A 20,708-nucleotide genomic window follows, 5' to 3' on the forward strand; every position below is an offset into this window, starting at 1 on the left:
GCTTCAGCGCCGGCGCAGCCGCTCCGGCGCGATATCCACCGGGCCGCCGCGCAGCTGGGCCTGTTCCATGCGCTCGCCCGGCTGGGTTTCGCCGGGCTGGATCGGGTCGTCGATCTGGCCGGCGGCACGATCATCCACGTCATCGGTCACGGCATCCTGCGCATCGCCGGTCTCGCCCTCACGCACCCTTTCGCCGCCGGGCAGGGTCGGGCGCAGCGCGTCCTCCGCGCCTTTTGCTTCGCCCATCCGGTCCTTGTCGTCCATATCCCGCGCTCCTCATCCCGAGGCAGCCTCAACGCCCGGGGGCATGGCCGGGTTCGCGGCAGGGAACCCAGGGCCGGGAAACAGGCTTTTCACAGGCGAAACGCGCGGAGCGGATGCATGACGGCATGGTGGCAGGGTGCGGTGATCTACCAGGTCTATCCGAGGTCCTTCCGGGATTCGGACGGGGACGGGGTGGGTGACCTGAGCGGCCTGCTCGCCGGGCTGGACCATATCGCCAGCCTCGGCGTGGACGCGCTGTGGCTCTCGCCGATCTATGTCTCGCCCCAGGCGGATTTCGGCTACGACATCGCCGACCACTGCGCCATCGACCCGGCCTATGGCACCATGGCGGACTTCGACGCCCTGGTGGCAGGCGCCCATGCGCGCGGCCTGAAGGTGATGCTGGACCTGGTGGTGGGCCATACCAGCTTGGAGCATCCCTGGTTTATCGAAAGCCGGGCGCGGCGGACCGGTCCGCTGGCGGATCGCTACATCTGGGCCGATCCGCGGCCGGATGGCACGCCGCCGAACAACTGGCTGTCCGTCTTCGGCGGCCCCGCCTGGCGCTGGGAAAGCCGTCGCCGGCAATACTACCTGCACCACTTCCTGGCCGAGCAGCCGGCGCTGAACCTGGCCGAGCCCGCCACGCGGGATGCGGTGGGGGAGATCATGCGCTTCTGGATGTCGCGCGGAGTCGACGGCTTTCGCATCGACGCGCTGGACTTCATGCATCGCGACCCGGCGCTGCGCGACAATCCCGCGGCCCCGCCGAAGCCAGAGATTCCGTCCAAGCTTTTCGGCATGCAGCTGCACCAATACGACATGATGGGGCCGGAGACGCCGACCATCCTGCGGCATTTCCGCGCCACGGCGGATGCCTTTCCGGATCGCGCGCTGCTGGGGGAGCTGTCGTCGCAGCCCGGCGCCCATGCGCGGGTGGCACGCTCCACCGGGCCGGGGCTGTTGCACATGGCCTATACGCTCGCCCCGCTGCGCGGCGCCTTCGACCATACGATCGCGAGCCTGCTGGTGCAGGCGGCGGCCAATCCGGATGGCTGGGCCTGCTGGTGCTTCAGCAACCACGACGTGGTGCGCGCCGCCAGCCGCTGGGCGCCGGGCGGCGTGGCGCAGCCGGCGGTGACGCGGCTGCTGCTGGCGCTGCTGCTGACCCTGCGCGGAAGCATCTGTCTTTACCAAGGCGAGGAGCTCGGGCTGCCCGAGGCGGAACTGCCCTTCGAGGCGCTGCGCGACCCCTTCGGCATCGCCTTCTGGCCGGATTTCGCCGGCCGCGACGGGTCCCGCACCCCGATCCCCTGGCAGCGGGAGGCCCCCCATGCCGGCTTCACCACCGGCACGCCCTGGCTGCCAGTGCCGGAGCCGCATCTGCCCCTGGCGATCGATGCGCAGGAGGCCGATGCCGAAAGCCCGCTGCACTTCACTCGTGCGCTGTTGAAACTGCGCCACGAACATCCGGCGATGATCACCGGCGACCTGGTGCCGCTGGATCTGCCGGCGCCACTGCTGGGCTACGACCGGGTGGATGCGGCCAGCGGCGCGACGCTGCGCTGCCTGTTCAACCTCTCGGCCAATCCTGCCCCGGTGCCGCCGGCGCTGCTGGAGGGCGCGCGGCCGCTGGCGGACCATGTCCTGCCCGATCCGCAGGGCACGCTGCCCCCCTGGGGCGTGGCGCTGGCCCGGATGCCGTAGGGCGGGTGGTCTGGACGGCGGGGCCGGACCGCGCTTCAAGCTTCGGCATCGAAGCACGGAGCCTATCCATGACCCCCGCCCAGCGCGACGCCCTGATGGGTGTGACCACCGCCACCCTGACCACGGTGCTGCTCAAGAAGGGCGTGCGCTTCTGCTACATCGCCGGCAGCCGCCCGCTGGTGCCCGGCCCGACGAAGCGCATCGTCGGCCCCGCCTTCACCCTGCGCTTCACCCCGACGCGCGAGGACTTGGCCACCGTCGATAGCTGGGCCTCCCCCACCTCCACCCGCGCCGCCATCGAGGCGATGCCGGAAGGCGCCGTCGCCGTGGCGGATGCCATGGGCAGCACCGCCGCCGGTATTTTTGGCGACATCTTGTGCGCCCGCATGGCCAAGAAGGGCGTCGCCGGCCTGGTCACGGACGGCATGGTGCGCGACGGCGCCGGCGTGATCGGCACCGACCTGCCGGTGTTCTGCCAGGGCTATGTGGCCCCGGCCTCCGTCGCCGCGCTGAATTTCGTGGGCTGGCAGGAGACGATCGGCTGCGGCGGCGTGACCGTGGTGCCGGGCGATATCGTGGTGGCCGATCAGGACGGCGCCGTGGTGATCCCGGCTGCGTTGCTGGATGCCGTGGTGGATGCGGCCGTCGAGCAGGAGCGGCTGGAGGCCTGGATCATGGTGGAAGTCGGCAAGGGCGTCGCCCTGCCTGGCCTGTACCCGGCCAATGCCGAGACCAAGGCCCGCTACGAGGCCGACAAGGCCGCCGGCCGGGCGTGAACGACGGGACGTGAACGACGGGACGTGAACGACTGGGCGTGAGCCACTGGGCGCGCGTCACGGCGCGCGCCCTTCCTCCGCCACCACCCCATCCAGCACCGCCACAAAATCCTGCTCCAGCCGCGACGGTGCGCGGTGACGCGGCCGGAGCAGGCTGACGGCCAGCCGCGTGCGCGGCAGCAGCTTGCGCACCACCAAACCCAGCGACCGCGCCTCCCGCAGCCCCACCCCATCCAGCACCGCGATCCCCGCCCCTTCCCGCACCAGGGCGCAGGCGATGGCCGATTGCGAAACCTCCATGGCGATCCGCCCGCTGCGCCCGGCCTCCGCCAGCGCCCGGTGCAGTACCGCGCCCACCGGCTGCTGCGGACCCAGTGAGATCAGCGGCTGGTCCAGGATATCCGCCAGATGCAGCGCGCGTTTCGCGGCCAGCGCATGCCCCGGCGGCAGGGCGCAGCCGATTTCCGAGGTGAACAGGCTGCGCGCCTCCGTCCTGGCATCCGGCGTGGTGCCGAGGATCAGCGCCAGGTCGGCGCGGTGGTCCGCCACCAGATTCACCGCCTCGATCGCCGTCACCGCCCGCAGCGCCAGAAACACCTCCGGCCGATTGCTGCGGAAACGCGCGATGGCGCGGGGCAGCAGGGTGGTGGTCAGCGCCGGCACCGCCACCAGCGTCAGCAGGCCGGAGCGTCCGCCGCGCAGATCCTCCGCCAGCCGGCCGAGATCATCCAGCGCGGTGAAGGCGCCGACCAGCTCCGGCAGCAGCGCATGCGCCTCCGCCGTCGGCACCAGGCGTTTGCGCTGGCGCAGGAACAGGGCGAAGCCCAGCCGCTCCTCCGCCTGTTGCAGCATCTTGCTGGCGGCGGGCTGCGACATGCCGAGGGCCGCGGCGGCGGCCGTGACGCCGCCCTGCTCCATCACGGCGCGGAAGACCTGCAATTCGCGCAGATTGAGGTTCATAGCCATATGCCTATGATGTCAGCAGCTATCCGTATTTGACAGCATGATCCCTTCGCCGCAGCTTTCGGGCCGAGCGCACCGCAAGCAGCGCCGGGGAAACGCATGAAAATCACCCGCATCCAGGGCTTCCATGCCGGATTCGCGCCGATGCCGGCGCTCGGCAACGCCTCCACCTTCATCCGCCGCCGCGACTTCCTGCTGGTCCGTATCGAGACGGAGTCGGGCGTGGTCGGCTGGGGCGAGGTCTTTGCCTCGCCCTTCGCCGCCGCCGCGCTGATCAAGGCGAAGCTGGCGCCGCTGCTGCTGGGCCAGCCGGTGCGGGAATACGGGCGGCTGTACCAGGCGATGCTGGGCACGCTGGGCTATGATCGGCGCGGCCCGGCGATGATGGCGGCTTCCGCGATCGACATGGCGCTGCATGACGCCGCCGCGCGCAGCCAGGGCATCAGCGTGGCGGCGATGCTGGGCGGGGCGCTGCGCCAGCGCATGCTGGCCTATGCCAGCGGCCCCTTCATCGCGGAAGGCGCTTCGCCCTACGGCGCCTATCCCGAACAGATCGACGCCCTGCTGCGCCGGGGCTTTCGCGCCATCAAGCCCCGCGCCGGCTTCGACCCGCGTGCCGATGGGGTGATGACCAGGGCGATGCGCCAGCAGGTGGGCGACGACGTCGCGCTGATGGTCGATATCAACCAGGGCTACGGCGTCGGCTCCGCCATCGAATCCGCCAAGCGGATGGAGGAGGCCGGGCTGCTCTGGATCGAGGAGCCTTTGCAGCCGGAGGACATCCCCGGCTACCAGACCGTCGCCCGCGCCGTGCCCTGCGCCATCGCGGGCGGGGAGGCTTTGGCCAGCCCGGCGGCCTTCCGCGACTTCCTCGCCGCCCGCACCTTCTCCGTCCTGCAACCCGACCTGACCGTCTGCGGCGGCTTCACCGGCTTTCGGAAGGTCGCGGCGCTGGCCGATGCCTATGACCTGCCGGTGATGCCGCATGTCTTCGGCACGCTGGTGAATTTCCACGCCGCCTTGCAGATGGCCGCCCTGCTGCCGGCGCGGCGCGGCGGCGGGCCGGCGCCCTATCCCTTCATCGAATACGACGCGACGCCCAATCCCTTGCTGACCCTGCTCGGCACGCCGCAGCCGGATGCGGAGGGGATGCTCGCTTTGCCGGAGACGCCGGGCATCGGGCTGGAACTGGACCCCGAGCGCCTCGCCCCCTGGCTGACCGACCAGTGGAGCCTGAGCCGCGACTGATCCGCCCCAATCAAGAAAAACACGGAGGAAACCGCCGATGACCATGATGACGATGCGTCGCCGAGTCCTGCTCGGCACCGCCCTGGCGGCCGGGCTGGCCGCGCCAGCCCTGGCACAGACCTACCCCTCCCGCCCCGTCCGGCTGGTCGTGCCCTATCCGCCCGGCGGCGCCACGGACATCACGGCCCGGCTGCTGGCGCAGGAATTGTCGCAATCCCTCGGCCAGTCCTTCGCGGTGGAGAATCGCGGTGGTGGCGCCAGCGTCACCGGCACCCAGGCCATCGCCACGGCGCCACCCGATGGGCACACGCTGGGCGTCATCGACAGCGCCTTCGTGGTCAATCCGGGCCTGCTCGGCAGCCGCCTGCCCTATGACACGCGGCGGGATTTCAGCTTCGTCTCCGTCCTCGTCCGCTCGCCGCTGGTGTTGGTGGTGCCGGCCAGCGCGCCCTGGCGGGATGTGGCGGCGCTGGTGCGGGAGGCGAAGGCCAAGCCGAACGAGCTGACCTTCGGCTCCGCCGGCAATGGCACGGCGGTGCATATGGCCGGCGAGCAGTTCCGCCTCGCCGCCGATTTCACCTTCCTGCACGTGCCCTATCGCGGCGGCGGGCCGATGATCACGGACCTCATCGCCGGCCGCGTCCACATGGCCTTCGGCACCATCCCCGCCATGGCGGAACATGTGCGCGGCGGCAGGCTGCGCGCCTTGGCCATCACCGGCGCCACGCGCGCCGCCCTGATGCCGGAGGTGCCGAGCATGGCGGAGGCCGGCTTCCCGCAGGTGAATGCCGCCTTGCTGAACGCCCTGATCGGCCCCGCCGGGCTGCCGGAGCCTGTGGTGGTCCGCCTGGCCGAGGCCGCCCACCGCGCCATCACCAGCCCCACCACCCGCGCCCGGCTGACCGAGCTGGGTTTTGATACCGTGGGCAGCACGCCGGAGGCGGCGCGGACGGACCTGCTGGCGGAGATCGCGCAGTGGGACGAGGTGATCCGGGCGGGCGACATCAAGGTGGATTGAGGGCCGGCCCACTCAATCCGGGATGCCGACCAGCAGGCGGCGATAGGCCTCTTCGCGCGGCACGCTGCGCCCGGTTCGCGCCGCCTCGACCTCCGCGGCGAACATCGTGGCGAAGTCGCGCAGCCGGTCGAAGCCAGGCTGCGTGGTGGCTTCCTGGCGCCAGACCTGAAGCTGCGCCTCCACCAGGGCCTGCGGGGTATCGACCTGCTGCAGGACCAGGCTGGCCAGGATGGTGAAGACAGAGTCGCGCACACTGTCCATGCTCGCGATGGTTTCCCGCAATACCGGGTTCGGCCGGTTGCCGGCGTTGCGGAGCTCCGCGCGCAACTCGGACCCGGTGTGGTGGTAGGTGCGCATCACGCGAATCAGCGCGGCGCCGGCGCCGATGGCGCTGCGGGCGCCACGCTCCTCGGACTGCACGCGCGCGGCGCGTTCGCCTTCCACCGCCGCGCGCAGCGCCGCTAGGCGCTGGCGCTCCGCCGGGTCCACCGCCGCCTGTTCCAGCTGCTGCACCATTCGACGTGGATCCGCGCCCGGCTCCGGGCCTGCCTGACCGACCTCCTCCTCCCAGTTGCTGCGCAGGCGGGCGATGGCGCTGTTGTCCACGACGACGGGCAGGCCGATCGCCATCCGGAAGCCCAGGCTGGGCAGGCTGGTCGGCGTGCCATCCGGGCGGAACGGCGCGCGTTCCACCCGCTGGCTGGTGCGGATGCGGTCGGGCGCGATGTTGATGTCGCCGCCACGGGTGACGAGGCCGCCCGCCCGCCCGCCGGCACGCCCGCCCCGCGTCAGGCGGAACGGGTCCATCACCATCTCCTCGGCATTGCCGAGCATATCATACAGCCCCAGCCGGTCCGGCTGCAGCAGCCCGACGGGCACGGGACTGGACCGCGTGCCGGTGCGTCGCAGCTGCGCCCAGTTGGTGACCGGTCCCTCCATCGGCGGCAGCCGGCCGCGGAACTCGGCGTCGGAGACGGTCGCACCGCCGCGCACGGCATATTCCCATTCCGCCTCGGTCGGCAGCCGCAGGAAGCCGCGCACGCCGCGTTCCGCGGGCATGGCGTTGTTCGGGTCGCGCAGCACGTGCCGGGTCGCGGCCTCGGTGAAACGGATCGCGTCGAACCAGGACAGGTTGGTCTGCGGCAGGCGGCGCTGGCCGGGGCTCAGCCCATGCAGCGCCTCGCAGCCGCGGATGACGGCGGTGTACTGGCCGGCGGTGACCTCATACTTCCCGATCCAGTAATGCACCTCCGCCTCGCTGCCGAAATTGCCGGCGACGAAGGCCTCCCGCACGAATTCGAAGAAGGGCGATTCCGCATCCTCGTCGCCCAGAATGGCGCGGCGGTCCGCCAGCAGACTGCTGGAGAGCGGGGTCAGCACGCGGCGGAACACCAACCCCTGGCCGCAGGGCAGCGACAGCACCAGGTCACCCTCCGGCGCCGGGCGGGGGTTCCAGTCCGGCGCGGGCTCCTGGGACCGTGCGGGCAGGGCCATCAGGCCCAGCATTGCCGCCGCCATCAGAATCACCTTCCGCATCATGTCGCTGCCCCGCCTTCTCATCCGTCCCGCAACCCTTCCGACGGCGCAATCCGCAGTACCGGACGCACGGCGAGCCCGCCGGCCAGCAGCCCCAGCAGCAGCGCCCCCAGCGTGGCCGCGGCCAGATGCCAGGCCACAACACGGGCGAGGGTAGGCACGCCCTGCGCCTCGGCGAACAGCGCATTGATGATGGCCGCGCCGCCGGCGGTGGCGCCAGCCGCCAGCGCACAGCCCGCCAGCACCACAAGCCCCGCCTGGACCAGCGGGAACAGCGCCAGTCGCGCCGCCGGCATCCCCATCAGCCGCAGCAGCGACAGCGATCGCCGCTTGCGCACGACATTGCTCCACAGCGCCGCCGCCAGCGCGCCCGCCACGCCGAGGCTGGCGCAGCCGACCAGGACCAGGAACAGCAGCGTCAGGTTGCGGTCGATGCGGAAGGCGAAGGCGATGCGTCCCGCGTCGCTGTCCACCTCCATCCCCTGCGATTCCAGATGCCGTTGCAGCCCGGCCACATCGGCGACGTCACGCGCATAAAGACGGAAGGAGGCAAAGGTCCGCTGTGCCGGGATGTCGGTGGCACCCTCCCGCTCGCCCAGATCCTCCAGCAGCCCGGCCAGGCTGGCGGTGCCGAAGACATGGCGCTGGTCGCTGGCGCCGGCCGGGGCGATGGCGGCCACGCGCAGGCGCTGTTCCACGCGGCGCGCGGCAGCGCCGGCGCGGGGGGGGATGGGACGCCACAGCAGCAACTCGTCGCCCGGCCGCAGCCGCGCCTCCTCCGCCACCCGGCGGCTGACCACCACCTGCCCCTCCGTGACCAGGGCGGCGGTGGCCCCCAGCAATGGATCGCCGCGGCCGGAAGCCATGATATCCGCCTGGCGCGCCCGCAGCGGGTCGTCGGCCCGGGCATATTGGATGGCGGAGCCGAAGGTGCGGACGCGCGGCACGACGAAGGCCACATCCGGCCGCGCGCGCATCGCCTCGAACCAGGCGGGGGACAGCGCTCCGTTGCCGCGCAGACGCAATTCCACCGCCCCGGGATCGGCGCGCAGATCCGCGATCATGCGCTCCACCAAACCGGTCTTGAGGCTCAGCAACAGCAGCAGCGGCAGCAGCACCGCCGCCACGGTCAGGGCGGCGCAGGCGAACAGAAGTCGGTCGTGCAGCGCATCCGCGATGGCGAGCCGGATGACGAGGCGCATGCGCTCAGCCCGCCACGATGCGGGCGGCGGCCCCATCGGCGTCACGAAAGGCCTCGAAGCGCAGCACCGGCAGGGCCAGGCGCGCCACCGCGGCGTGGTCGTGGCTGGCCAGCACCAGCGCCGCGCCGGCGGCCGAGGCCTCGGTCAGCAGCAGGTCCATCACCTCCATCGCCAAAGCCGGGTCCACGGAGGCTGTCGGCTCATCGGCCAGCAGCAGCGCCGGGCGGTGCACCAGCGCGCGCGCGATGGCGGCGCGCTGCCGCTGCCCGACGGAAAGCGCCGCCGGCAGCTTGCCCAACTGATCCGCGATGCCGAGCCGCGCTGCCAGTTCACGCACCCGCATCTGTACCGGCCCTGGCGGCGCGCCGCCGCCGAGTTTGGCCTGCAGCGCGATATTGTCGCCGATGGTCAGGAAGGGCAGCAGCGCGCCAGTCTGCAGCACATAGCCAACATGCCGCGCCCGCCAGGGATCCAGGCTGCGCCCGCCCTGGCGCCAGGCCGCGGCCGCATCCAGCGCCGGCTGGGCGGGGCTGAAGCGGAACAGCGCGGCACGGTGCGGGGCGGAGGCCAGGGCCAGCAATTCCAGCAGGGTGCTCTTGCCACTTCCGGAGGCGCCGAGCAGCGCCAGCCGCGCGCCACGGTGCAGCAGCAGGTCCGGCACTTCCAGCCGGAAGCCCTCCGTCCCGCTGCCGCGCCGCATCACCACTTCGCGCAGCTCCAGCAGCGGCGGGTCATTCACGGCAGAAGGTCCAGCGGCACTAGGAACATCTGCTCCCCGGTCTCCCGCGCGTCGCGCGGATTGGGCGGCCACCAGAGCTGCGGGGCGTTGTTGAACTCCTCATAGGCGCGGATGCGGGAATCGAGCTCGTTCAGAATCTCGTCGCGCTCACCCGGCTCCATCTCCCGCCAATCCTCCCGCGTCAGCGTGGCGATCAGGCTGCGATAGGGCAGGCCGTCGATGAACTCGCCCAGCAGGTCGCCCAGCCGTTCCAGCCCGCGCTGGCGTAGTTGCTCCGGGTCGCGTGCCAGGGCCGCGGCGGTCTGGCGCAGCCGGTCATACATCGCATCGGTGTCGAGCATGCCGGAGCGCCCGGCCTGGAGGATCGCGCGCAGCGACTGGCCCAGCGTGTTGAGCTGGTTGCGCGTCAGCAGCACCCGCACCTCCAGATTCTCGGGCGGGTTGCCCTGGCGGTAGCGGTCGGTGGCCCAGGCGCGCAGCACATCCGGCGCCGCGACGCGGTCCCGGCGGCCGAGCCAGGCCAGGCGCATGGCATGGCCGATCAGCGCCGCGCTGTCCTCCGGCGCGCGCTGGGCCTGGGCGGTGGGCGGGGGCGCGGCCTCCGCGATGCGGGCCAGGCCGCGGATCACGCCGCGCACCTGCTGGTCCAGCGCCGCCGGATCGCCGTTCTCCACCGGGAAATACTGCGCCCCGAGCGCCGGCAGCGGGGCCGCCGAAAGCTGGCGGTACTGCTGTTCCGCGAAGCGATGGTTGTTGCGGCCCTGCGGCGTCTTCAGGTGCAGCACCATGATCGCCACCTGCTGTTCCAGGGCGAAGGCGCCGAGCTGCGCCGGGCCCATGCCGGTGGCGGAGAAGCGGTCGGTGGAGACACGACTGCCGGCATCGGTGACCAGCACGATCAGCTTGCCGTGGCCCTGGCCCCAGTCCAGCTCCTTGATCGTGCCCTGGATGGCGCCGAAGCTGTCCTCGTTGAAGGACAGGCTGTCGACCTCCGTCGCGCGCATCTCGGCGGCGCGGCGGGCGAAGTCCGCCGGGTCCTGGTTGTCGGCGAAGCGGGCGAAGGGGCGCACCAAGTATTCCAGCCGCGGCTGCGCTTCCAGGCTGTTGCGGAAGCCGACCAGGGCGTAGCGGGTGCGGCGCTGCGGCGTGGCCGTGCCCGCGGCGATGATCTGGTTCAGCGCGCCGCGCACCTGGTCGATATAGGGCTGCATGGACAGCGTGGTGTCGACCAGGAAGGCGACGTCCAGGGTGAAGACCTGCGGGGCCGGCGGCGGCGACTCCCCGACCGGGATCGAGGCCACTTCCAGCGCGCGGAATTCACGGTTGTCCTGGAACACGATGTGGTCCGCCTGGAGGATCGGCAGCAGGTAGAATTGCCGGCGGATGTCGATATGCGTGGCCGGCTCCGACGCCACCACCGGGAAGCCCTCCGGCACCGGCGGCCGTGCGGCGGTCGCGGCCAGTTGCTGCGCCTCCGCGAAGGGGTTCTGGCCCCCCATCAGCGCGATCAGCGGGTCGCGGCGCTCGAAGAACAGGGTTGGCGCGCGGCCGGCCGGGTTCTGGAACACCGCCGTCATGGTGTGCGCCCAGTCGATCGCCTCGGCGGCCGGAATCCAGCCCAGCGTCGCACCCTCCGACGCGCGGCCGACCTCGATCCAGGGCTGGCCGTCGGGGCCGGGCTGGCGCGCGAAGACGAAAAGCGGGCTGAGCGGCGGCAGCCTCTCCCCGGCGGCCGGCGCGCCCGGCCTGGGCCGTGGCACCGCGGCGGGGCGGGTCAGCACGCGCTGGCGCAGCGTGCGCTTGCCTTCCATGAGCAAGGCCATGCGCGGTGTGGTGGGGGCGGGCTGGGCCTGGCCCGAGGCGGGCAGCAGGGGGGCGGCGAGCCCGGCGGCAATCAGATCTCGGCGGCGCATGGCAATCTTCCCTGGCTGTTGCGGAGGGGCACGGGCCGGAAACCCCGCGAAGGGCGGATCGCCACGGCGGCTATTCCAGACCGGCCTGGCGCAGGATGGTGCGCGCTCGGTCGGCGGTGGCGCCTTCACCCTGTGCCTCGCTTCGCAGGCGCTGCGCCAGGGCGTCCCGCGCCGGGCCAGCCTCCGCCACCGCATTGCCGGCGGCATCGCGATACAGGTCGAGCGCCCGCGCCGGATTGGCGTTGGGCACCGCCCCACCTGGCACGAAGCTGGCCGGGTCATAAAGCCGCGCCAGCGCCATCTGTGCCGGGCCGTGACCATTGCTGGCGGCGGTGATGAGCAGTTCCAGCGCCAGGCCCAGGGAGGGCCGCCCACCACGTTGCAGCAGCCCCTCCGCCAGCCGCAGCTGGACCTCCGGCGCCAGCGTCGCCAGCCGCGACCGTGGGCAGTCCGGCGTCAGGATGGTGGCCACATCCAGACAGGCATCGGCCTGGGCCGGATCGGGCTGGGCCGGGACTGGCTGAGGCGCCGGCGTGGCCGCCTGGGGTGGCGGTGCCGGCGAGGGTTGCGGCGCCGCCTCCTCGACCGTCGGCGAATCGCCCCGGCCCTGAAGCCACCAGGCAGCCGCGCCGGCCAGCAGCAGCAGCGGGACCAGCAGCAGCAGCCATCCCCGGCGCGGCGGGCTGGCTGGCCCTGGCGGCGGCCGGTCACCGCCACCCACGGGCGGGACGACCGGTCCGGTCACCCCTGGCCCTGGGCCGGGCGCTGGCGGCCTTTCGATCGGGGGTCGCGGTGGTGGCGGCGGCGGTGGGGGCGGTGGCTGCACCACCGTGCGGTCCTGGCCCGTGCCGTCCTGGCCGGACATCTCCTGCCGGTCGCCGTCATCCAGGCTGGGCATGACGGTGGGTGGCCGGCCACGCGGGATCGCCGGCCAGATCGCCTTGCCCGACAGGCCGCTCGACATCTCCGTCACCGCGACCGGGGTGCCGCGTTGCAGATGCCACGACAATTGCGAGCCGAACATCAACCACAACTCGCCGCCTCGCCGTTCCACCAGCCGTGGCCGCAGCCCGTCCGAGGCCACCGCCCAGCCGCGCGGCCCCAGCATGCCCTCCTTCGCATCGGGGCGCTGGATCAGCACCAGCGCCGTGCCGGGGGTGGTCTCGACCGGGCTGAAGACGATCGCGCAGGTGATGTCGTCATCCCGCCCCGGCAGCGCCTGGATCCGCATCTGGGTGGCCATGCCGCTTTGTCCTTCAGTCCAGCAGACGGAGCACGGCGCCGACCGCGGCATTGTCCTGCTTGTCGAATTCACCGCCCTGGCCCTGGGAGCGCACATTGCGGCCGACCGCGTCCTGCAGCGCCACCAGCCAGTCGAGGCCGAAGCGCTGGCCCGCCGACTCGGCTTCCTCCGGCACTTCGAGTTCGCCGCCGGGCGGCGGCGGCGGGGTGAAGACCTCCGGTTCCTCATCGGCGGCGCGCGGCCTCCGGGGCAGCAGGCGCCCCTGCTCCATCAGGCCCAGATAGCTGACAAGGTCGTTCACCTCCTGCGCCCCGGCGGCGGCGCGGCCGGCGGCGGCCTGTACGAAGCTCAGCGTGCCCTGCACCTGGCCCAGGCGGCGGGCGATGCGGTCGGTCAGGCCGCAGCGCTGGGCGGTGGCGATGACCTCGGCCACCAGCGCATCGGCGGCGGAGGCTTCCAGCCCGAAGGCGCCGCGCTGCACCGGGTCCTGCGCGAAGCGGCGCAGCTGCGCGATCCAGGCGCTGACCAGGCTGGCAGCCCATTCCTGCGTCCGGTCGTTGCCGGCGGGCAGCGGCGGCGGCGGCGCCGCGGTGGCGGCCTTGGGCGGCCGCAGCATCGTCCGGCGCAGCATCTCCAGATTGCTGAGCGGCGCGGCAGTGGAGGCGGGACCAGATCCGCCGGTGGGTCCGGCGGCGTTCCCGGTGGGGGTCCCCGTGGCAGGTGGCGTGGCCGGGCGGCTGAGCGGCGTCGGGCTCAGGATCACTTCCGCGGCCTCGCCCGGCCCCAGCTGCAACTGTCCCAGCAGCAGGCCGAAGCGTCCGGCGAAGATGGCTTCCGCCAGGGCTTCCAAGGCTGGGTTCAGCTTCTCCAGCCGCTGCTGTTCCTGGAGGTCGAGATCGTCGCTGACATGCCAGAGCTGCAACTGGCGGCGCAGCGCCGCACGCAGCGCATCCGTCTGGTTGGCGACCTGCTTGCGCTTGTTCTCCGGCACGCAAACCGGGGCCAGCGACTGGACCAGGTGGCTCATGCCCGCATCGTTCAGCCTAAACACCTCGGACCAGGCGCGGGCGGGATCGGCGACATAGCGGCGGACATCCGGATGCCGGGCGAATTCCGCGCCCCAGCGCCGCAGCTTCTCCTCCACCCCCGGCGCATAGGCGCCTTCCTGCCCGTCTTCCGTCAGGATCGACAGGGACTGCGACTTCTCCGGATTGCGCGCCAGCAGCGTGTTGGTGAAGGGCTGGCCGGGATGCCAGGCATCGAGCCAGCCCTGCGATTCCGACAGCGGCTGGACGATGGAGGCGGTGATCCGCGCCTGCCACAGGTCGTCCGACGGCGCATCCTCGTCCCGCCCCGGCGTCCTGTTGAAATGCATGTCCATGCGGGTCAGCAGGATGAACAGCGAGGTCGGCACCCGCGCGCGGTCTTCCGGCGTCTCGCCATGGGTGCGCGCGATCCAGCCGCGGATCGAGGCGCGGATGGTGCTGTCGAAGGGGTTGTTGCTTTCTTTGATGCAGAGCAGCAGGGCGTTCAGTTCCCGCTCATCGGCGTAGCGGTCGAACAGATAGGCGACCTTGCCGCGCAGGTAGTACAGGCCGAGCTTCATGGGGTCGCTGCCGATTTCCTCGGCATGGTTGCGGCCCATGCGTTCGCGGGCGCCGGGGAAGTCGAGCAGGTCGGTGGTGGCCAGCACCGGCCAGGGCAGTTCCGACATGGTGATCTGCAATTCGGCGATCAGCGCCGTCAGTTCCGGCCGCGTCATCTGGCAACGCTGGCCGCCCTCCGCCATCACCTCGATCGTCGCGGCCTTCTGGTCGTGCAGGTGGTCCAGCGAATCCACCTTCAGCACGCTGTCGGTCTTCGGCACGAGTGCTGCGATGGGCATCCAGGCGTCGCGGGCGAAGCGCAGGTCGCGCAGCCGCCCGACCAGCCGCCGCAGCAGGGTAGTGAAGGGTTCGAAGCGGTTCCACAGCAGCGCATAGACCTCGCAGCGCTGCTCCATCGGCAGCCGCGGCACGAGCATGGCCGCATGGTCCCAGAAGACGCCCTTGAACGTCTCCCGCATCGCATCGCTGCCGCGAAATTCCCGTTCGCAGTAGTTCTGCAGGTCCCACAGGTCTTCCTGCGCCACCTCGCCCAGCTCGGCCCCGCCGGCCTTGCCGCGCAGCGCCTCCAGCGCCTCCGTCACCGCCTGGGGCGACTGGTAGCCGGCCAGCTCCGCGTCGCGGGCGTCGCGGAACCAGGAATTGGCCAGGATCTTCACCAGGTCGATCTCGGTCAGCAGCCGGATGCGCGCCGGGAAGCCGGGCGGGCCGATCTCCGGCCGCATGGTGAAGCGGGTGACGAGCCCGGTGGCCTCCTTGTCGCTCTCCGGGTTGATCTCGGCCAGGAAGGGCCGCGGCCTGTCGAGGCTGGCTGTCAGCTGCTTGCCTTCGGGCCGCGCGAGGGTCGAGATCAGATAGGATTTGCCGGCCTGCGACAGGCCATAGACGCCGACGGCCATCGGCCGGGCGGCGGCGGCGCGCAGCTTGCGCGCCTGCACCGCGGCCAGGCGGAATTCGCGTTCCAGCGCCGGGCGCTGCTGGGCGACGCGCGCCGGGTGGTCGCGAATCCAGGCCAGGGCGCCCTGCGCCGCGTTTTCGGTCTGCTCGCAGCGCGCCACCAGCGCGGCGGTCGCGGGATCGAGGTCAGCCACGGGCGCCCATCCCCAGCATCGCGTCCAGCGTTTCCAACTGGCCGGAGTCCAGCCAATGGCTGCCCTCGTCGCCCGGCGTGGTCTGCAGGCTCAGCACGATGGTGCCGCGGCGCAGTGGCTTGCCGTCCCGGTCCATCACCGAACCCTCCACGATCTTGAATTTTAGCCCGCTGTCGCCGCCGCGCGGATCAGCCTTCTGGTCCCGCCGCAGCCGCACCGTCACGGGCATGGAAATGCCCTGCGTCGTCACGCCGGGGCCGAAGGCAAGACGGTACAGCCGCGTGGCCGGCCAACGCTCCGCCGCGAATTGCCGGAAGCCCAGGAAGCAGTTGCCCGGGAAGGTGACGGATTGCTCCTCATCCACCTCGACATCCGAATCCAGATCGACCTTCCGGAAGAACACCTCCTCCGGCCGGATGCGGCCATTGCTCTCGACCTTGCCGATGTAGCGGGCGGTGGAGCGGGTGCCGAACTTCTCCCGCATCGCGAGGTTGTCGAGCTGCCCGCCGCGCAACAACCGCTGCAACATGGCGCCGACCGCGACGGTGGTCTTCGGGTCCGAGATCCGCCCCGCCGCGTCGGGGAAGGGATACCAGGCGCCGACCCGGTGCTTGTGCATCGGATGCACCCGATGCGGCGGCACCGCCATCGACCCCGTCACCAGTTCCAGCGTCGCCGGCCAGCGGGACCCGCGGCCCGACAACAGAATGGCGTCGCAGTCGAAGCGCTGCACGATCTCGCAGAGCGGGTCGAGCGCCTCCCGCAGGGTCTGGCGCACTGTCTCATGCAGCGCGGCGACCTCGCTCAGCAGCCGCACCCGGTCCAGCCGGAACTGTGGGGCGCCTGCGAGCTGCGCGCGTTCTTCCAGCCATTGGCTGGCACGGCCCGCGGCGCTGTCGCGGTTGCCGCGGCCAGCCGTGTCGCGCGGCAGCTTCGCGGTCCGCCCGCCTTGGCTCGGCGCCAGCAGCTCCGCCAGCGTGCGCATCGTGGTTCCGGCCGGGGACAGCAGGTCCCAGGCCTCGTAATCCGCCATCAGCGCGACCGCGGCTGGCGCCAGCACATGGTTCAGCACCAGGCGCCGGGCTTGCCGTTCCGGCTCGGTCGGCAGCGGGCCGCGAAAGGTGCCGATGACGAAGGCGCGGGCGCGTTCGGGCGTGAGACCGGCCTCCACCAGCGCCTGGGTCAGGCCGGGCATGACGTGGCGCATCACCACGTTCTCCAGCACGTCGTCGCCGGCCAGGCGGAAGCCCTCGCGGAATTCCTCGGTCGGCACCACCACATTGTGGTCCAGCCCATAGGTCTGGATCGCCAGATCGGTGGTGCCGCCGCCGACATCGATCGAGGCGATGCGCAGCGAGGGTTGCGGCGTCGTCTGGCCCGGCTGCGTGCGCGGCCGCCCGGCGATGTTCAGATACAGCGGCGCGTCGCCGCGATAGACCTGCGAGATCTGGTCATACAGGTAGACGATCTGGGTCGCCGTCGCCTCGTCCAGCTTGGCCTCGATGCCGATATCCATGCGCTTCTCACGCACCGCCTCGGCCGCCGCCTCCAGCGAGCGGGGGCGCGCCCCCATGCCGAGCGTGACGTCGCGCAGCAGGTGGATCGCCGCATCGGCGCGGGCGCGCACCGCCTTAACCTCTTCCAGAGGCATTGCCGGCGGCAGGGTCAGCACCAGGCTGACCAGCCGGCGCGGGACCAGCTTTTCCATGCGGCCCTCGCGCACCGCGAAGCTGTTCATCTGCGCGCGCGCCTGCAACAGCACTTCCAGCAGGTAGAAGGTGAACAGGCTGGCGCGGCTGAACAGCGCGCTCATGGAAATCTCGCCGGAGCCGGTGGCCGACAGCACCGCGCCATCCTCGCTGACATGTTCGAGGAAGGCGCCGATCACCAGCCCGTCCGGCGAGGTCGCCAGATTGTAGCGCCAGGGGCTCAGTCGCTTCCGGTCGTCCCACAGGTAGCGCTTCGGGCTCGACAGCCCGGTCTGCCCCTCATTGCCGCGATTGAGGCTCGACAGCCGCACCGCTTCCGGCCCGATCCGCACCGGCGAAGGCCAATCGAAGGCGCCAGTGCGGCCGGAGGCCTCGGACCAGTCATCCTTGCCGAAGCCCGGGCGGGCGAATTCGACGCGGCTTTCGAAGGGCAGGTCGGAGGTTTCCTCCGGCCGCGTCAGCTCCCGCAGTTCCAGCCGATAGGCATCCGTCACCCGGCGCGCCTGGCCGGGCACCTGTTCGATCAGGAAGGCGCAGCCGCGGCTGTTGCCCAGATCCAGCACCAGGTCGACATCGACATAGTTCTGGTCCTCCGTCAGCCGCAGCATGCGGACGCGGGTGAAGGCCCCGCTGGCCTGGAGGACTTCCAGAAAGGTGAGATAGGCCGCCAGGTGTTGCAGCCCGATCGGTGTCTGGGGATCGATGCGGTTCCCCTGGCCGTCACGCTCGCGGTACAGCTCCTCCAGCCATCCGGGCAGCCAGGCTGGATCGCGGTGCGGATCCAGCAGCCAGGACACTTCCTCCAGCGTCGAGGCGAGGACGAAGTCGCCGGATCGCCCGTCGCGCGGCGCCAGATAGGCGCCACCCGCGGGCTGGGTGCCGGTGTCGAAGGCCAGCACGGCGCGATGGCTCTGCCCGCCGGAATCCGGGCGCGTGAGCTCGACGATGCGGATGCGCACCCAGTTCTCCGGCCCCGGCGCCAGCTTGCGGCGGCCCGGTTCGCCCGGCGTCATCACCTCCAGGAAGGGCAGCGGCACCCACTTGCCCAGGAAGGGCGTCAGCGCCGTCCTGGTCGCGAAATCGTAGAAGCGTGGGTCGTCCTGCTGCGATGGCTGCGGATAGCGCCGGCCTTCGGGGCGGTCATAGTAGCGCCGGTTGTCGGCCTCGTTCACCTCCAGCCTGCGCAGCACGACGCGGCCTTCGCCGTCCGGCTCCTCGAACCATTCGGTCTCGATGTTCACCGAGCTGAGCTGGATCGGCAGGTCGATGAACTGGACGCCGCTGTTGGGCACCAGCGCGACGTCGTTGGGGCCGGACTGGTCGGACAGGGCCGGAAGGTCGTTCGCGCTTTTCATGATAGGGAGTGTGCTTCGTCCTCAAGTCGGGTCAAGCCGGACGTGGAATGCAGGCGCGCGGCGGCGGCACGCGCAGAATCTCGGCCATGGCGCGGCCGATATCGCCGCCGGCGGCGGGGCTGAAGACGCGCCCGCCGGTGGTCTCCGTCAGGCAGGCCAGTTGCTGGTTCGCCGCGATGTCCACCACCGAGATCTGCAGGCCGGGATCGGCGGTGCGCGCGGCGCGCACCGCGGCGCAGGGGTCGCCACGGCAGGTTTCCAGCCCATCGGTGATGATGACGACCATGCCCGGCGCGCCCTCCGGCCGGTTGCGCACGGCGGCGGAGGCGCGCTCGATGGACAGCGCCAGCGGAGTGCCTTGCGCATCCGGGCGCAGCCCGCGTAACGCGGCGGTCAGCCGGGCACGGGTGGCATTCTCGTAGCTGCCGACCGGCGTCACGGCGCAGGTTCCCACGGCGGGGTTTGCCGGGTTGACGCTGGCATAGGAAAATAGCTGCACCCGCGCCCGCGCCGGCATGGTCTGTACCGCCGCCAGCGCCGCCTGGCGCGCCTGTTCCATGCGCTGCTGGTCCGGCGGCGCCGCATTCAGCGCGGCCAGCAGCCGCTGCCGTCCGGCCGGCTGATCCAGCGGCCCGGCCTCGGCCACGATCCGCCGCATCAGCGCCTCCTCGGCGGCGGCATCCATGTTGGCGGGGAAGCGCATGGAGATGGAGGTATCGACCACCACCGCGACATCCACCTCCTCCACCGCGGCGCAGAGCGGGCACCAGGCCCGGCGCTGCGCGATCTCGCCCTCCAGCTCGGCCAGGCGGCGGCGCAGCAGCAGCGCCTCCTCCCGCAGCGCGGCGTTGGAAGGCGGCACCGGGCAGGCATTCGCCCGCAGCGTCGCCGGCGTGCCGGCCAGCGCCGCCTGCACGCCGAGCCAGGCCGCGAAGCCCGCCAGTGGCAGGCCCAGCAGCAGCGACGCCACGGCGAGGCTGATGAGGAAGGGGCGCTGGCGGAAGCCGGCGCGCGCCCGGTCGCGGTTCTGGCTCATGGTACCCTGAATTCCGTCGGGGGTGGGCCTTCGAGGGTGCTGGCGACGCCCGAGACCTCTCGCACCTGGCCGGCGGTGACGATCCTCAGGCGGAATGGCACCGGCCCGCGGCGCCGGGCGACGTCGTAATAGACCACCCGGATGCGGTAGGTGCCCGACGGCGGCGGCGCATCCCAGGCGATGTTCTCGACCGGGGTGGTGGAGCGCGCGTCGCCGGCATTCATGTCCAGGTTCAGCCGTCCGCCGCAGGCCGCCGGATTGCCGTGGAAGATCGTGCCGCCGCCCGGGCAGTCCACATGCAGATCGAGATCGGCCACGCTGTCCCAGGACAGGGAGACCGAATATTCGCTGCGTGGCACGCCTTCGCGTTCCAGCCGCCGCTCGATATCGCTGCGCTGCGCAGGCGGGGGAGCCGGTGTCGGGGCGGGCGCGGCTGTGGGGGGCGCGGGCGGTGCCGGCCGTGGGGGCGGTGCCTGGGCGATGCGGCATTGCAGGACGCGCCCGGCATAGGCGCGTTCCAGCTCCGCGATCCGGGCGCGCAGCCGCGCTTCCTCATCCTGCAGATTGGGCAGGCCGGATTCCGGTGGCAGGACGCAGACCGGCGGTTCGGGCAGCCGGAAGGCCAGCAGCACCCCTGCCAAGGCGGGCAGTTGCCAGGCCAGCAGGCCCGCCATCAGCAGCAGCGCGGCGGACAGCGCCAGCAGTCGCAGGGGCCAGGGCCACGCCGGTTCCGGCGGCGGTTCGACCGGGGGCGGCGGCAGCGCCTCCGGCTCCGGGGCCGCCGGCATGACCGCGGGCACGAAGACGCCGAGCAGGTCCGGCACCGGCGGCCGCCCTTCCGGCGCGGCCAGGCCCCAGCCGGCCAGCACATAATGCTCGACCGCCCGGGACTCGCTGCTCGCGGCCGCCTCGGTGAGAATCCAGAGGTCCGACCAGAGGATGCCGCGCGTCGCGGCTTCCAGCACTTCGGCGAGCCGGCGCTGCGCGTCGCTGCCGGCGCGCAGCCGCGCGGCCTCGTTGCGGATATCCGCCAGCAGCGCGCCCACGGTGTCGCGCAGCCTGGCCTGGTCGGCCTCGTCGCGCTCCGAGTAGCTGGAAGGCTCGCCCTCCAGGGTGGTGTGCCAGCGGATGCGGTCCGGTGTCAGGGTCGCTTCGGCGAAGAGGTCGGCATGCTGGCCGAGCGATTGGCTGCGCAGATGCCGGACCAGCTGGCTGCGATAGCCGATGACGGTGCCATCCAGCGCGCGTTGCGGCAGGCGCTCGGCGATCCCGGTCTCGGCGAGGAGGCGTGGCTTGGCCATCAC

At 71.8% G+C, this 20,708-nt stretch carries 15 protein-coding genes; 4 read left to right on the plus strand and 11 right to left on the minus strand.

The features are described from left to right. Positions 1 to 3: 3 nt before the first annotated feature. The gene (locus tag ACVFYP_RS13215) at positions 4 to 264 is read right to left on the minus strand and encodes a hypothetical protein (protein ID WP_499200649.1); all 261 of its coding nucleotides are present in this window, start codon (positions 262 to 264) and stop codon (positions 4 to 6) included. A 117-nt stretch (positions 265 to 381) separates the two neighbouring features. Between ACVFYP_RS13215 and ACVFYP_RS13220 the strand changes: the two genes are divergently transcribed. Both ACVFYP_RS13220 and ACVFYP_RS13225 read left to right on the plus strand, forming a co-directional pair. Further along, the gene (locus ACVFYP_RS13220) at positions 382 to 1,971 is read left to right on the plus strand and encodes an alpha-amylase family glycosyl hydrolase (RefSeq protein ID WP_499200650.1); all 1,590 of its coding nucleotides are present in this window, start codon (positions 382 to 384) and stop codon (positions 1,969 to 1,971) included. A 68-nt stretch (positions 1,972 to 2,039) separates the two neighbouring features. Next, entirely contained in the window at positions 2,040 to 2,747 is a 708-nt protein-coding gene (locus tag ACVFYP_RS13225; RefSeq protein WP_499200651.1) for a ribonuclease activity regulator RraA, read from the plus strand. A gap of 57 nt (positions 2,748 to 2,804) precedes the next feature. Here the strand turns inward: ACVFYP_RS13225 and ACVFYP_RS13230 are convergent, their stop codons facing one another. Next, entirely contained in the window at positions 2,805 to 3,707 is a 903-nt protein-coding gene (locus ACVFYP_RS13230; RefSeq protein ID WP_499200652.1) for a LysR substrate-binding domain-containing protein, read from the minus strand. Between the two features lie 102 nt (positions 3,708 to 3,809). Between ACVFYP_RS13230 and ACVFYP_RS13235 the strand changes: the two genes are divergently transcribed. Beyond that, positions 3,810 to 4,958, plus strand: a complete 1,149-nt coding sequence (locus ACVFYP_RS13235; RefSeq protein ID WP_499200653.1) for a mandelate racemase/muconate lactonizing enzyme family protein — start codon at positions 3,810 to 3,812, stop codon at positions 4,956 to 4,958. 37 nt (positions 4,959 to 4,995) lie between these two features. Continuing rightward, positions 4,996 to 5,976 carry a tripartite tricarboxylate transporter substrate binding protein gene (locus ACVFYP_RS13240; protein WP_499200654.1) on the plus strand — a complete coding sequence of 327 codons (981 nt, stop codon included), beginning with the start codon at positions 4,996 to 4,998 and terminating at the stop codon, positions 5,974 to 5,976. A gap of 12 nt (positions 5,977 to 5,988) precedes the next feature. Here ACVFYP_RS13240 and ACVFYP_RS13245 read toward each other — a convergent pair whose 3' ends face one another. From ACVFYP_RS13245 to ACVFYP_RS13285, 9 genes are all read right to left on the minus strand, one after another. Continuing rightward, positions 5,989 to 7,515: a formylglycine-generating enzyme family protein gene (locus ACVFYP_RS13245; RefSeq protein WP_499200655.1), complete on the minus strand. Its 1,527-nt coding sequence runs from the start codon at positions 7,513 to 7,515 to the stop codon at positions 5,989 to 5,991. A 17-nt stretch (positions 7,516 to 7,532) separates the two neighbouring features. Next, positions 7,533 to 8,714 carry an FtsX-like permease family protein gene (locus ACVFYP_RS13250; RefSeq protein ID WP_499200656.1) on the minus strand — a complete coding sequence of 394 codons (1,182 nt, stop codon included), beginning with the start codon at positions 8,712 to 8,714 and terminating at the stop codon, positions 7,533 to 7,535. Positions 8,715 to 8,718: 4 nt separating this feature from the next. Continuing rightward, positions 8,719 to 9,453 (minus strand): ABC transporter ATP-binding protein, encoded by a 735-nt coding sequence (locus tag ACVFYP_RS13255; RefSeq protein WP_499200657.1) that lies wholly within the window; start codon positions 9,451 to 9,453, stop codon positions 8,719 to 8,721. Further along, entirely contained in the window at positions 9,450 to 11,366 is a 1,917-nt protein-coding gene (locus ACVFYP_RS13260) for a hypothetical protein (protein WP_499200658.1), read from the minus strand. The genes ACVFYP_RS13255 and ACVFYP_RS13260 overlap by 4 nt, the downstream gene beginning before the upstream one ends. 70 nt (positions 11,367 to 11,436) lie before the next feature. Then, positions 11,437 to 12,609 (minus strand): SEL1-like repeat protein, encoded by a 1,173-nt coding sequence (locus ACVFYP_RS13265; protein ID WP_499200659.1) that lies wholly within the window; start codon positions 12,607 to 12,609, stop codon positions 11,437 to 11,439. Positions 12,610 to 12,622: 13 nt separating this feature from the next. Then, positions 12,623 to 15,304, minus strand: coding sequence for a virulence factor SrfC family protein (locus tag ACVFYP_RS13270; protein ID WP_499200660.1), 2,682 nt, complete (start codon positions 15,302 to 15,304; stop codon positions 12,623 to 12,625). Next, positions 15,297 to 18,368, minus strand: coding sequence for a virulence factor SrfB (locus tag ACVFYP_RS13275; protein WP_499200661.1), 3,072 nt, complete (start codon positions 18,366 to 18,368; stop codon positions 15,297 to 15,299). The genes ACVFYP_RS13270 and ACVFYP_RS13275 overlap by 8 nt, the downstream gene beginning before the upstream one ends. Positions 18,369 to 18,399: 31 nt before the next feature. Then, positions 18,400 to 19,404: a vWA domain-containing protein gene (locus ACVFYP_RS13280; protein WP_499200662.1), complete on the minus strand. Its 1,005-nt coding sequence runs from the start codon at positions 19,402 to 19,404 to the stop codon at positions 18,400 to 18,402. Next, positions 19,401 to 20,705 (minus strand): DUF2135 domain-containing protein, encoded by a 1,305-nt coding sequence (locus ACVFYP_RS13285; RefSeq protein WP_499200663.1) that lies wholly within the window; start codon positions 20,703 to 20,705, stop codon positions 19,401 to 19,403. The genes ACVFYP_RS13280 and ACVFYP_RS13285 overlap by 4 nt, the downstream gene beginning before the upstream one ends. Positions 20,706 to 20,708 lie beyond the last annotated feature (3 nt).

The organism is Roseomonas sp. F4 (assembly GCF_053891155.1).